General features: G+C 62.0%; 10 protein-coding genes. 5 read left to right on the top strand and 5 right to left on the bottom strand.

Annotated features, from left to right (window positions below; translation table 11 throughout):
- The first annotated feature begins 104 nt into the window (after positions 1-104).
- Positions 105-941, top strand: coding sequence for a xanthine dehydrogenase accessory protein XdhC (xdhC, locus tag J3P81_RS08770; protein ID WP_434563220.1), 837 nt, complete (start codon positions 105-107; stop codon positions 939-941).
- Positions 942-961: 20 nt separating this feature from the next.
- Positions 962-2,266 carry a guanine deaminase gene (gene guaD, locus J3P81_RS08765; protein WP_434563218.1) on the top strand — a complete coding sequence of 435 codons (1,305 nt, stop codon included), beginning with the start codon at positions 962-964 and terminating at the stop codon, positions 2,264-2,266.
- 120 nt (positions 2,267-2,386) lie between these two features.
- Here the strand turns inward: guaD and J3P81_RS08760 are convergent, their stop codons facing one another.
- Positions 2,387-3,151 (bottom strand): GntR family transcriptional regulator, encoded by a 765-nt coding sequence (locus J3P81_RS08760; protein WP_420764733.1) that lies wholly within the window; start codon positions 3,149-3,151, stop codon positions 2,387-2,389.
- Between the two features lie 242 nt (positions 3,152-3,393).
- Here J3P81_RS08760 and J3P81_RS08755 point away from each other — a divergent pair, with 242 nt between their 5' ends.
- The gene (locus J3P81_RS08755; protein ID WP_434563216.1) at positions 3,394-4,584 is read left to right on the top strand and encodes a benzoate/H(+) symporter BenE family transporter; all 1,191 of its coding nucleotides are present in this window, start codon (positions 3,394-3,396) and stop codon (positions 4,582-4,584) included.
- Positions 4,585-4,741: 157 nt separating this feature from the next.
- On the opposite strand, the gene J3P81_RS08750 is transcribed toward J3P81_RS08755, so the two are convergent.
- Positions 4,742-5,086, bottom strand: coding sequence for a YggL family protein (locus J3P81_RS08750; RefSeq protein WP_249875505.1), 345 nt, complete (start codon positions 5,084-5,086; stop codon positions 4,742-4,744).
- Positions 5,087-5,319: 233 nt separating this feature from the next.
- Between J3P81_RS08750 and dacB the strand changes: the two genes are divergently transcribed.
- Positions 5,320-6,786: a D-alanyl-D-alanine carboxypeptidase/D-alanyl-D-alanine endopeptidase gene (gene dacB / locus J3P81_RS08745; protein WP_420764735.1), complete on the top strand. Its 1,467-nt coding sequence runs from the start codon at positions 5,320-5,322 to the stop codon at positions 6,784-6,786.
- A gap of 128 nt (positions 6,787-6,914) precedes the next feature.
- Here the strand turns inward: dacB and J3P81_RS08740 are convergent, their stop codons facing one another.
- Complete coding sequence (locus J3P81_RS08740; protein ID WP_434563213.1) at positions 6,915-9,299, bottom strand: sensor domain-containing diguanylate cyclase; 2,385 nt, start codon at positions 9,297-9,299, stop codon at positions 6,915-6,917.
- Positions 9,300-9,440: 141 nt separating this feature from the next.
- Positions 9,441-11,711 (bottom strand): bifunctional 23S rRNA (guanine(2069)-N(7))-methyltransferase RlmK/23S rRNA (guanine(2445)-N(2))-methyltransferase RlmL, encoded by a 2,271-nt coding sequence (gene rlmKL, locus J3P81_RS08735; protein ID WP_434563211.1) that lies wholly within the window; start codon positions 11,709-11,711, stop codon positions 9,441-9,443.
- A 532-nt stretch (positions 11,712-12,243) separates the two neighbouring features.
- Here rlmKL and rmf point away from each other — a divergent pair.
- Complete coding sequence (gene rmf, locus J3P81_RS08730; protein WP_003223300.1) at positions 12,244-12,459, top strand: ribosome modulation factor; 216 nt, start codon at positions 12,244-12,246, stop codon at positions 12,457-12,459.
- Between the two features lie 203 nt (positions 12,460-12,662).
- On the opposite strand, the gene J3P81_RS08725 is transcribed toward rmf, so the two are convergent.
- On the bottom strand, positions 12,663-13,682 hold the full coding sequence (locus tag J3P81_RS08725) for a quinone-dependent dihydroorotate dehydrogenase (protein ID WP_434563209.1): 1,020 nt from the start codon (positions 13,680-13,682) through the stop codon (positions 12,663-12,665).
- Between the last annotated feature and the right edge of the window lie 84 nt (positions 13,683-13,766).

Raw genomic sequence — 13,766 nt, 5'->3', positions numbered from 1 at the left:
GGCCTTCGCGAGCAGGCTCGCTCCCACAGGGACCGCGTTGCAAATGTGGGAGCGAGCCTGCTCGCGAAAGCGGCCGAACAGACAACAGAGATGTCGAGGTGAACATGTACAACTGGATCAGCGCCCTCGCCGACCTGCAAACCCGCGGTGAACCCTGCGTGCTGGTGACGATCATCGAAGAGCTTGGCTCCACGCCGCGCAATGCCGGTTCGAAGATGGTCATCAGCGCCAGCCAGACGTTCGACACCATCGGTGGCGGTCATCTGGAATACAAGGCCATGGAAATCGCTCGGCAGATGCTCGCCAGCGGCCAGCAGAACACGCATCTGGAGCGTTTCAGCCTCGGCGCCAGCCTTGGCCAGTGCTGCGGCGGCGTCACCGTGTTGCTGTTCGAACCCATGGGGCAGGTCCAGGCGCAGATCGCCGTGTTCGGCGCCGGCCATGTCGGCCGGGCCTTGGTGCCGTTGCTGGCAAGCCTGCCCTGCCGGGTCCGCTGGATCGACTCGCGGGAGGCGGAGTTTCCTGAACAGTTACCCCATGGTGTGCGCAAGATCGTCACTGAAGAGCCATTGGATGAAGTCGACGACTTGCCCGCCGGCAGCTACTGCATCGTCATGACCCACAACCATCAGCTCGACCTGGAACTGAGCGCCGCGATTCTCAAGCGCAACGACTTCGCCTATTTCGGCCTGATCGGCTCAAAGACCAAACGGGTCAAGTTCGAACACCGCTTGCGGGATCGCGGCTTCGACAGCGGCACCCTGCAACGTATGCGTTGCCCGATGGGCATTGGCGAAGTCAAAGGCAAATTGCCTGTGGAGATCGCCATCTCCATCGCCGGCGAAATCATCGCCACCTATAACGCGGATTTCGGCCAGCACACCTCGCGCGCCGAACCCATTGCCAAGTTGCTGCCGGTTTCGCGCCGCAGCCAGCGTTAATCTTTTTATCGAGACAGACCATGCCCCTGACACGCAAAGCCTACCGCGCCGCCCTGCTCCACAGCCTCGCCGACCCGGCCGAAGTTGGCATCGAGGCGTCCTATGAATATTTCGAGGATGGCCTGCTGGTGGTGGAAAATGGCCAGATCAGCGCCATCGGCCACGCCCATGAGCTGCTGCCGACCCTGGCGGCGGATATCGAAATCGCCCATTACCCGGACGCGCTGATCACTCCAGGCCTCATCGATACCCATATCCACCTGCCTCAGACCGGTATGGTCGGCGCCTATGGCGAGCAACTGCTGGACTGGCTCAACACCTACACCTTCCCCTGCGAAAGCCAATTCGCCGACCCGGCCCACGCCGAGGCAGTGGCGGATATTTTCATCAAGGAACTGCTGCGCAACGGCACTACCACGGCCCTGGTGTTTGGCAGCGTGCATCCCCAATCGGTAAATGCATTTTTCGAGGTGGCCGAGAAGCTCGACCTGCGCATGATTGCCGGCAAGGTGATGATGGACCGCAACGCCCCGGACTATCTGGTCGACACTGCCGAATCCAGCTACACCCAGAGCAAGGCATTGATCGAGCGTTGGCATGGCAAGGGTCGCCTGCACTACGCCGTGACGCCGCGCTTCGCGCCGACCAGCACCCCGGAGCAACTGACCCTGGCCGGCCAGTTACTCAGTGAATACCCGGACCTGTACATGCAGACCCACATCAGTGAGAACCTGCAGGAAGTGCAATGGGTCAAGGAATTGTTCCCGGAGCGCAAGGGATACCTGGACGTCTACGACCACTACCAGTTGCTCGGCGAACGTTCGGTATTCGCCCATGGCGTGCACCTGTGTGACGACGAATGCGCGCGCCTGGCCGAGACCGGATCGGCCATCGCTTTTTGCCCGACGTCGAACTTCTTCCTCGGCAGTGGCCTGTTCAACTTGCCGATGACGGAAAAGCACAAAGTGAACGTGGGCCTGGGCACGGACGTGGGCGGCGGCACCAGTTTCTCGCTGCTGCAAACCCTGAACGAAGCCTACAAGGTCATGCAACTGCAAGGGGTGCGGCTGAGCCCGTTCAAATCGCTGTACCTGGCCACCCTCGGCGGGGCCCGGGCCTTGCGCCTGGAAGACAAGATCGGGACGTTGCAACCGGGAACGGACGCGGATTTCCTGGTGCTGGACTACAACGCCACGCCATTGCTGAGCTATCGCCTGAAGCAGGCCAAGGACATTGCCGAGCGGTTGTTCGTGCTGATGACGCTGGGGGATGACCGGACGGTGGCGCAGACTTATGCGGCGGGTCGGTTGGTGCACCAGCGGTAGGTTGTATTGCCTGCCAGGACGCTATCGCGAGCAAGCTCGCTCCCACAGTGGATTTGTGGTGTACACATAACCCTGTGGGAGCGAGCTTGCTCGCGATCGGCGGTATGACTGGTTCAACCCTCAGAGCTTGGCAGGCGAACGCCCCGGCTTCTTGCTCTGCAACAGGTGCGAGAACACCGCGTGCAAGTCATCCGACGCGCTTTCTTCGTCGAGGTTGAGCTTGCTGTCGATGTGGTCCATGTGATGCATCATCAGGTTCACCGCCAAGGCCGCGTCACGGGCCTCGATGGCGTCGATCAATTGGGTGTGTTCGTCATAGGAACAGTGCGAGCGGTTGCCGCTTTCGTACTGGGCAATGATCAACGAAGTCTGGGACACCAGGCTGCGCTGGAAACTGATCAGCGGTGCGTTTTTTGCCGCCTCGGCCAGTTTCAGGTGGAACTCGCCCGACAGCCGGATGCCGGCGCCACGGTCGCCACGGGAAAAACTGTCGCGCTCGTCGCTGACCATCTGCCGCAGCTCGGCAAGCTGCTCGGCCGTGGCGTGCTGGACCGCCAGCTCCGTGATCGCCTTCTCCACCATGCGCCGGGCGAAGAAAACCTGGCGGGCCTCTTCGACACTTGGGCTGGCAACCACCGCGCCACGATTGGGCCTCAGCAACACCACGCCTTCATGGGCCAGGCGCGACAGCGCGCGGCGAATGATCGTGCGGCTGACCCCGAAAATCTCCCCCAGCGCCTCTTCGCTCAATTTCGTACCGGGCGCCAGGCGCTGTTCGAGGATGGCCTCGAAAATGTGCGCATAGACAATATCGTCCTGGGTTCCGCTGCGGCCGGCCTTGCCAGCTCGCGGTTGTTTCTTGAGGGGCTGCAACTGTTCGTTCATGGGCACTCGAGTCGGGAGAACTGCGGCGATTTAACCGTGACTGTAATACGGCACAGCGGGTCGCTGGCAAGTATCGCGTAAAAAACACGGCGATTGTACACAACCTCTGATGGCAACACGACTGTACGGCTGTTTGCGGACACGGCTGTATCGCGACCGGTCGGTGCGTTGAGTTTAGGCTTTAAACCCGAACCTGTGGCGCCACCCGCCCAGTCAATCTACAACAAGGACCGCCGCCCACCATGACCGAAGTCACGACCGCGCCACTTCGTCCATTGGCCGATACATCGCCCTCGGCCATCGTTGCCGGTTTCATCGCCATGATGACCGGTTACACCAGTTCCCTGGTGCTGATGTTCCAGGCCGGACAAGCGGCGGGCCTGACCACCGGGCAGATTTCCTCGTGGATCTGGGCCATCTCCATCGGCATGGCGGTGTGCTCCATCGGTTTGTCGCTGCGCTACCGCACGCCCATCACCATCGCCTGGTCGACACCCGGCGCGGCGCTGCTGATTACCAGCCTCGGCGGCGTGAGTTATGGCGAGGCCATCGGCGCGTACATCACCTGCGCGGTACTGGTCACGATCTGCGGCCTGACCGGCAGCTTCGAGCGCCTGGTCAAGCGTATTCCTGCCTCCCTGGCGGCGGCGTTGCTGGCGGGCATTTTATTCAAGATCGGCAGCGAGATTTTTGTCGCGGCCCAGCACCGCACCGGTCTGGTGCTGGGGATGTTTTTCACCTACCTGATCGTCAAGCGCCTGTCGCCACGTTATGCGGTGCTGGCGGCACTGCTGGTCGGCACGGCGCTGTCGGGCGTGCTGGGGCTCCTGGATTTCAGCGGTTTTGCCTTGGAAGTCGCGACGCCGGTCTGGACCACGCCGCACTTTTCCCTGGCCGCCACCATCAGCATCGGCATCCCGCTGTTCGTGGTGGCGATGACCTCGCAAAACATGCCCGGCATCGCGGTGCTGCGCGCCGATGGCTACAACGTACCGGCCTCGCCCTTGATCACCAGCACCGGCATCGCCTCGCTGCTGTTGGCGCCGTTTGGCTCCCATGGCATCAACCTCGCTGCGATCAGCGCAGCGATCTGCACCGGGCCGCACGCCCACGAAGATCGCAACAAGCGCTACACGGCGGCCGTGTGGTGTGGAGTCTTCTACGGAATTGCCGGGGTTTTCGGCGCGACACTGGCGGCGTTGTTCGCGGCGCTGCCCAAGGAACTGGTGCTGTCCATCGCGGCGCTGGCCCTGTTCGGGTCGATCATCAATGGCCTGAGCATCGCCATGAGCGAAGCGAAGGAACGGGAAGCGGCGCTGATCACCTTCATGGTCACGGCGTCGGGGCTGACGCTGTTTTCCATCGGCTCGGCGTTCTGGGGGATTGTGGCGGGGGTGTTGACGTTGCTTATCCTTAATTGGCGCAACGCTTAAAAGCATCGCGAGCAGGCTCGCTCCCCCAGGGGACTTGTGTCGCTCACATAACCTTGTGGGGGCGAGCCTGCTCGCGAAAGCGGCCTGAAGGACGACAATTACTTAACAAACAGGCACAAAAAAACCGGCACCTGTGAAGGTCGCCGGTTTTTTAACATCAAGCCTTCGAATTGATCGGCTTTTCCGGATACCACACGTCCAGCAACGGGCTGACTTCAACGCTGGTCAGCTCAGGACGGGCCTTGAGCCAGGCTTCGACGGCAGCGCGCTGCTCTTCGGTAACCGAGCCACGCTTCTGCAGGCAAACCAGGCCGTAGTCGTCACCGCCGACATAACCCAGGCCGTTGGCTTCCATGGCTTCTTTCAGGAAAGCGTCGAGGAAAGCGTCAATAGCCTCATCGGCCAGATCTTCTTTGAAATCCAGGTTCAGTTCGAAACCCAGCTCTTGAAATTCATCCACGCACAGCTTTTTGCGCAGACGCTGGGAACGGTTAGTCGCCATTGAAACAATCCTCATAAGTAATAACGGCCGGCACTTTACCAGTTTGGTGCGTCGATTGCCCGACTCATCGGGCATCTGTGCCTACCGTCGGTAAAAAAATACCGCTTCGGCGGGCTTGGGCACGGCACAAGCCGTTGCGCCTTGGGGCATAATGCCGAACTTTCATGACCGTTGAGGACGTTCATTTTCATGTCCTCGTCTTTTCTCCCCTCGCCTGCAGGGTTTTACTTCACATGATCAAATCTTTGCGTCCACTGCTTCTGGCCAGCCTTCTTCTTCCCCTGGCCCTTCCGGTCTCCACCAGCGCCGCCACCATCAACACCGCCCTGTCGCCCAATGTGCAAAAGGCCCTCAAGAACAGCAAGCTGCAAGACAACGCCCTCTCCCTGGTGATGGTGCCGCTCAACGGCCCCGGCACCCCGACGCTTTACAACGCCGACGTCTCGGTGAACCCGGCGTCCACCATGAAGCTGGTGACGACCTACGCGGCCCTGGAAATGCTCGGGCCGAACCACCAGTGGAAAACCGAGTTCTACACCGACGGGACCCTCAGCGGCGGGATCCTCAACGGTAACCTGTACCTCAAGGGCGGCGGCGACCCCAAGCTGAACATGGAGAAGCTCTGGCTGTTGATGCGCGATTTGCGGGCCAACGGCGTGCAACAAGTCACCGGCGACCTGGTGCTCGACCGCAGCTTTTTCATCCAGCCGCAATTGCCCGAGTTCAACGACGACGGCAACGATGTGAACAAGCCCTTCCTGGTCAAGCCCGACTCGCTGCTGGTCAACCTGAAGGCCCTGCGCTTCGTGGCCCGCAATGACGGGGGCCGGGTGCTGGTGTCGGTGGAGCCTCCCATTGCCAACATCCGCATCGAAAACGTGGTCAAGGCCGCCAACTCCAAGCAATGCACCGGCGGCGTGCGCTACAACCCGGTGGCCCAGGCGGACGGCAGCATGACGGTGACGGTCAGCGGCCAGCTCGGCGAGGGTTGTAGTTCCCAGACCTACCTGTCGCTGCTCGATCATGCCACCTACACCGCTGGCGCCGTACGGGCGATCTGGAAAGAACTGGGCGGCAGCATCCAGGGCAACGACCGCCTGGCCGCGACCCCGAAGAGCGCCAAACTGTTGGCCCGGGCATTCTCCCCGGACCTGGCGGAGATCATCCGCGACATCAACAAATACAGTAACAACACCATGGCCCAACAACTGTTCCTGAGCCTGGGCGCGGAGTTTCGCAACGAGGCCGACGGTGACGACGCCAAGGCGGCGCAACGAGTGGTACGCCAATGGCTGGCCAAGAAAGGCATCACGGCGCCGCACCTGGTGATGGAAAACGGCTCGGGCCTGTCCCGCGCGGAACGGGTCAGCGCCCGGGAAATGGCGGCGATGCTGCAAGCGGCATGGCGCAGCCCGTACGCGGCGGAATTCGTCAGCTCGATGCCCATCGCCGGCACCGACGGCACCATGCGCAAACGCTTGAAGACCACTGCCATGGCGGGCGAAGCCCATATCAAGACCGGCACGCTGAACACCGTCCGCGCCATTGCCGGCTACAGCCGTGACATCAATGGCAATACCTGGGCGGTGGTGGCCATCCTCAACGATCCGAAGCCATGGGGCGCTTCCTCCGTGCTGGACCAGGTGCTGCTGGACCTGTATCGCCAGCCGAAACTGCCCCAGGCAGCGTCGCTGCTCTGAGCCAGGCCCCAACACCAACCCAATGTGGAGCGAGCCTGCTCGCGATTCGGTCGACCAGCACACATCGATGCTGGTTGAGACACCGCTATCGCGAGCAAGCTCACTCCCCAGCGGTTAGCGTGAAGCCATTATGCCAACTGCACCTCGACCCGATCCCGTCCTGCCTGCTTGGCCGCGTAAACCCCAGCGTCAGCCCGCAGCAGCAACGCATCGGCGCCTTCGCCGGCGCGCCAACTGGCCACGCCAAAACTGGCGGTGATGATGCCCACGTCGTCAATCGGCGCGCTGCGAAGACCATCCCACAACCCCAACGCCAGCGTGTAGGCGCTTTCGCTGTCGGTATCCGGGCATAGCACCACGAACTCCTCCCCGCCCAGCCGGCAAAACACATCGGTGCGGCGCAGTCGCTGGGTGATCCGCTGGCAGACCGCCTGCAACACCCGGTCCCCCACCGCATGGCCGTGCTGGTCGTTGATACGCTTGAAATGATCGATATCGAGCATGACCACCGTCAGCTCCCCGGAGCCACGTTCGACCCGGGTCATTTCCGTCGTCAGGCGCTCCTGGAAATAGCGTCGGTTGCGAATCCCGGTCAAGGCGTCGGTGACCGACAGCGCCCGCAGCTCTTCCTCGACGCGCTTGAGGTCCGAGATGTCGGAAATGTAGCCGTGCCATAACACGCCGCCGCCGGGCAACTGTTCGGGAGTCGCCTCGCCACGCACCCAACGCAGCCCGCGATGCGGCAGTTGCACCCGGTACTCCTCCCGCCAGGGGCTCAAGGTATCGGCCGAGGTGCGAATCGACGCGCGTACCCGTGCGCTGTCGGATGGATGGATACGCGAGAAAATCGCATCAGCGTGCCGCACCAGCACATCGGGCTCCAACTCATAAATGTCGCGGATGCCATCGCTGGCGTAGATCACACTGAACCCGCCGTTGAAATCCATCTTGAATTGATAGATGCCGCCAGGCACATGGGCGCTGAGTTTCTTCAACAGCAGATCCCTCGCCGCCAGCGCTTCGTGGACGCGCTTGCGCTCGGTGACGTCGATGCAGATCGCCAGGTGCCCGACCCATAATCCCTGCTCATCGAGCACCGGCGTGGCCAACATGTTGACCGTCAGGTGACTGCCGTCGCGGCGCACCAGGGTCCACTCACGAGCCTGTTGTCCACTTTGTTCGCCGCCCTCGAGCAGCATCGCGTGGCATGTCGGGATCGGTTTTCCAAAGCGGGCCGCCAGTTGTGCGGCCCGGTGTTGCAACTCGCGGGGAACGTGGAGGCTCTCCAGGGTCATGCTTTGCAGGACGTCACAGCTGCGGTAGCCGAGCATCTGTTCGGCGCCGGCATTGAACGTAGTGATGACACCGCGCAGGTCGGTGGCGATGATCGCAACCTGGGTCGCGGCATCGAGCACGCCCCGCAGTTGGCCGTGGGTGCCACGCAGTTCCGACTCCCGGGCCCGCAATTCCCGGGTGCGCTGCTCCACCAGTGCCAGGGCCCGCTGCCGTTGGCTGACCAGCGTATAAAACAACGCGCTCAGTAACAGGCTGAGCAATGCGCCCAGCACTGTCAGGCTTGTCACGCTGGAATGGTTGCTCGACAGGAACAGGCGGCTGGGACGCAATTCGACCCGGAAGTCCCGGTCCGCGAGGCGCAGTAACCGGGTCGCTGCCAAATCGCTTTTGCCCGGCTGGTCCGACGTCTCGTACAGCACCTCCCCATGATCGCCATCGGACAGGTCGATCACACGCATCGACAGGTTGTCGCGGCCCGGCGCAGGCAGGTCATCGGCGACCAGCTGGCGCATGCTGACGGCGACCACCACGTATCCGAACGGCTCACCGGCCAGATGCCGACTCACGGGGGCTGCGAGCACGACCCCGCGGGAAAAGGCCGGGTCGACCCCTATCAGGTTAACCGGTTGGGAAACCGCCAGCGCGTTACGCTGGCGGGCCCGCTCCAGCGTCACACGGCGTAACGGCTGCGAAAGAAGATCCAGGCCCAGCGGCGAGCCATAGGACGGTTGGCTCTGGACGTACAGCACCGGTACGTATTCGTCCCGTTCGATGGCCGGGTGCAACATACCGGCTTCATCCTGTTCGCGAATGGTATAGGTGCCAGACACCTCGGCCCGCGCCTGTTGTTCAAACGGCTGCCGATCGTCCCGAAAGACCCGTGGCGCCCAGGCAAAGGCCCGGGTGCGCCGCAGCAGGGCTTCGGTGTAGCCATGGAACTCGCTGTTGGAAACCCCGGAGGAGTTGGCGAAGAAACGTCTCAGGCTGTCGAGGCGTTGCTCCTGGTCCTGGAAACGTTCCTGGAGGCGGCTATAGCGCTCTTCGGCTTGCAGTTCGAAGCGCTGACGCAATTGCTGGTTGAACAGGTTCAGCGTGCCCCAGGCCAGCAAACCGGTCAGCAGCAAGCCCGCCATCAGGACCAGGGACGCCACTAGCCATGCCGAAACATCTTCACTGATAAAGCCCAGGATTCTGGGACGCACCTGATGTAATGCCATACACATAACTCAGAAAGGGACCAGGCATATGTACAGCCCCGGCCACAGCCTAGTTATAGCTATCTGCCATCACTTTAGCCAGCCCCAATGATGCCCGGGAGCCTTGAATTTCAAGGCTCCCCTGGATCCAATGCCTCGAGATCAGCGCGCCATGATTTTCCAGGCGCGGTGGATTTTGCCGTTGCGGGCGAAGTCCGGGTCGATGGTCTTGGCGGTGATTTCCTCCACCGCGTAACGCTCGGCCAGGTTTTCTTCGAGCTGGAACTTGCGGAAGTTGTTGGAAAAATACAGCACGCCGCCCGGCGCCAGGCGCGCCATGGCCAGGTCGAGCAGTTGCACGTGGTCGCGCTGCACGTCGAACACGCCTTCCATGCGCTTGGAGTTGGAGAAGGTCGGCGGGTCGATGAAGATCAAGTCGTACTCGTCGCGACTGGCTTCAAGCCAGGCCATGACGTCGCCCTGCTCCAGGCGGTTCTTGTCGGAAAAACCGTTGAGCGACAGGTTGCGCCGCGCCCAGTCCAGGTAGGTTTTCGACAAGTCGACGCTGGTGGTGCTGCGCGCACCGCCCTTGGCGGCGTGGACGCTGGCGGTCGCGGTATAGCAGAACAGGTTGAGGAAACGCTTGCCGGCTGCCTCCTTCTGGATCCGCAGGCGCATCGGCCGGTGGTCGAGGAACAACCCCGTGTCCAGGTAATCCGTGAGGTTGACCAGCAGCTTCACGCCGCCTTCGCTGACCTCGGTGAATTTGCCTTGGGCACTCTGGCGCTCGTACTGTTTGGTGCCGCTCTGGCGCTCGCGGCGCTTGATGACCACGCGGCTCTTGTCGACATTCAAGGCCTGGGGAATCGCCGCCAGCGCATCGAACAACCGGGCCGAGGCCTTTTCCGGATCGATGGATTTGGGCGCGACGTATTCCTGGACGTGTACCCAATCGTGGTACAGGTCGATGGCCATCGAGTATTCGGGCATGTCGGCATCGTAGACGCGATAGCACTCCATGCCCTCACGCTTGGCCCACTTGCTCAGCAACTTCAGGTTTTTCTGCAGCCGGTTGGCAAACATCTGCCCGCCTTCGCTCAGGCGCGCCTGCTCGATCACCGGGGCGGGTGCCGGGGCTGGCTTGATGGGGTTGCCGTTCTTGTTGTACTGGCGCTCCTGGGGGACATCCGGGGCCTGGTCGTAGGCGGATTGTTCACGCTCGGCCTGGCGTTGTTCCGGGGTGCGACGCTCGCCCGTGACGAACTGATCCGGCAGCACCTTGATCAACAGCAGCTTGCAGGGCAAGGCGCCGTTCCAGAACGAATACTGCTTGTGGCTGCGAATGCCCATGCGCTTGCCCAGGTCCGGCGCGCCGGTGAACACCGCCGCTTCCCAGTTGAGGCAGGCCTGGCGCAGGCGTTCGCCGAGGTTCTGGTAGAGATACAGCAGGCTGGCTTCGTCGCCCAGACGCTCGCCATACGGTGGGTTGCAGATCACCAGGCCCTTCTGGTTCTGGTCCGGGCGTGGTTCGAAAGTGGCGACTTCGCCCTGGTAGATCTTGATCCACTCGCTCAGGCCCGCGCGTTCGACGTTGTTGCGGCCCGGCTGGATCAGCCGTGGGTCGGCCTCGTAGCCACGAATCCACAACGGCGGCTTGGCCAGTCCGGCGGCGGCGCGCTCGGTGGCCTCCTCATGGAGCTTGCGCCACAGCGCCGGCACATGGCCGAGCCAGGCGGTAAAGCCCCATTGCTGACGACGCAGGTTGGGCGCCATGTCGGCGGCGATCATGCCGGCTTCCACCAGGAACGTGCCGACGCCGCACATCGGGTCGGCCAGCGCCCCGCCTTCAGCGGCAATGCGCGGCCAGCCGGCGCGGATCAGGATCGCGGCGGCGAGGTTTTCCTTCAATGGTGCGGCGCCTTGCTGCAAGCGATAGCCGCGCTGGTGCAGGCTGTGGCCCGAGAGATCCAGGGAAAGGATCGCTTCGCCACGGTCCAGGCGCAGGTGGATGCGCAGGTCCGGGTTGAGCTTATCGATGGAAGGACGGTCGCCCGAAGGGGTGCGCAATTTGTCGACGATAGCGTCCTTGACTTTCAAGGCGCCGAAATGGGTGTTGTCGATGCCCGAGCCGTGACCGCTGAATTCCACCGCCAGGGTGCCATCGGGCAGCATGTGGTCTTGCCAATCGACATCCAGTACGCCGTGGTAAAGGTCTTCAGCGTCCTTCATCGGGAAGCGCTTGAGCACCAGCAACACGCGGTTCGCCAGGCGCGACCATAGGCAGAGCCGATAGGCTGTCTCCATGTCAGCGCTGCCGCGAACGGCCGAGGTGTGCTCGCGCGCCTCTTCAAGGCCAAGCCCGACGGCTTCCTCAAGAAGCAGGCCTTCGAGGCCCTTGGGACAGGTGAGGAAGAGTTCGAAACGGTCGGACATGGGATTTCCAGAGCCTTTGGCTAAGTGGGCCGGGCAACGCATTGCCGGGCCGGGTTCAATCAGGTGCTTTTCTCAAGAGCACCCGCGTGGCACGAGCGTGTGCCGTTCCGTACTCGCCGCTCAGGTTCAAAGAGCTTAGATGCGTGTACAGATAAAAAAATTCTGTGCAACAAATTGTGAAAAGTCACCCCTTTCGTCGAATAGTACCCGAGTGCAACAGGGGGCCATTCTCATCCGACCATGGTGACCGCCTTTCGGCGCAGGGCTGATCATACAGGGGTCTTGCTCGAAAGCGGGTGTTGAACATCATGTTACTTATCGCACTAGCATCTTTAATGTTACGTGCTTATGACAAAACGATCATTCCATCCGTGTGACGCTTTGGTTAGAACTCACCACAGGTTGACGTCGCAACGGCGTCAACACCTCGGCTCGTCACGCCGGCAACGAGCCGCCAACGGCAGAATGATTCTGCCCCGGCCTCAATAGAGGTCGACGCTAAGCAACAGTCAACAAGTGAGGGCAACACCCTATGAGAAGACTTAAGCGTGATCCGTTGGAAAGAGCATTTTTACGCGGTTACCAATATGGCGTTGGTGGTAAATCCCGTGAGCTTTGCCCCTTTACTCTACCGTCGGTACGTCAAGCCTGGATCAATGGCTGGCGGGAAGGACGCGGCGACAACTGGGACGGTATGACCGGCACTGCGGGTATCCATAGACTCAACGAACTTCACGCCGTCGGCTGACACAGGGCTTATTACTCAAGAACTCGACAACTTGACATCCAAACCGATTTAACCACGCACGTCCCATCCGGACGGCGGGCCACGGCCCAAGGGGCTCCTTCTGGAGCCCTTTTTAATGCCCGGGATTCGCGGATTTGAGCTGAAAACACTGGTGTGGCGAGGGGAGTTATCCCCTCGCCACAAATGGACCTCACCAACCGGAATCACCCCAACGCCGCAATCGCATCCACCGACTCTCGAATCAGCGCCGGCCCCTTGTAGATGAAACCCGAATAAACCTGCACCAGGCTTGCCCCAGCGGTGATTTTCTCGGCGGCATGCCGGCCTTCGGTGATCCCGCCCGCCGCAATGATCGGCAAGCGTCCCGCCAGTTCACCCGCCAGGATTTTCACGGTATGGGTGCTCTTGTCACGCACCGGCGCACCAGACAAACCGCCCGCCTCGTCACCGTGTTCCAGCCCTTCGACGCCTTCGCGTCCCAGGGTGGTATTGGTGGCAATCACCGCGTCCATGCCGGTCTCGATCAGGGCCTGGGCCACTTGGACGGTTTCCTCGTCGCTCATGTCCGGGGCGATCTTGATGGCCAACGGAACATGCCGGCCATGGATAACCGCCAGCTCTGCGCGGCGCCGGGCCAGATCGGCGAGCAATTGCTTGAGGGAGTCACCAAATTGCAGGCTACGCAGCCCTGGGGTGTTCGGGGAGCTGACGTTTACGGTGACATAGCTGGCATGGGCGTAGACCTTGTCCAGGCAGATCAGATAGTCGTCGACGGCGCGCTCCACCGGGGTGTTGAAATTCTTGCCGATGTTGATGCCCAGCACGCCCTTGTACTTGGCCGCCGCGACACGGGCCAGCAGATGATCGACGCCCAGGTTGTTGAAGCCCATGCGATTGATGATCGCCTCGGCCTGAGGCAGACGGAACAATCGTGGCTTCGGGTTGCCCGGCTGTGGCCGCGGCGTCACGGTGCCGATCTCGACGAAGCCGAAACCCAGTTGCGCAAAGCCGTCGATGGCGGCGCCATTCTTGTCCAGGCCCGCCGCCAACCCGACCGGGTTGGGAAATTCCAGGCCCATGACCGTCACCGGCAGTTTCGCCGCAGCCTTGCATAGCAGACCGTTGAGGCCCAAGCGCCCGCCCGCGCCGATCAGGTCCAGGGACAGGTCGTGGGAGGTTTCCGGGGAGAGTTTGAACAGCAGTTCACGGGCCAGGGTGTACATGGGCGGCTTTGACTCGGGCGACGAAATGAGGCCGCGATTATAGCCGCGCAACGGCGTCGCAAGCGAGGCGCTCGCACAAAACCG

The sequence above is a fragment of the Pseudomonas sp. R1-6 genome (assembly GCF_051132115.1).
Lineage (GTDB): Bacteria > Pseudomonadota > Gammaproteobacteria > Pseudomonadales > Pseudomonadaceae > Aquipseudomonas.
This window is presented reverse-complemented; position numbering and strand designations above follow the sequence as displayed.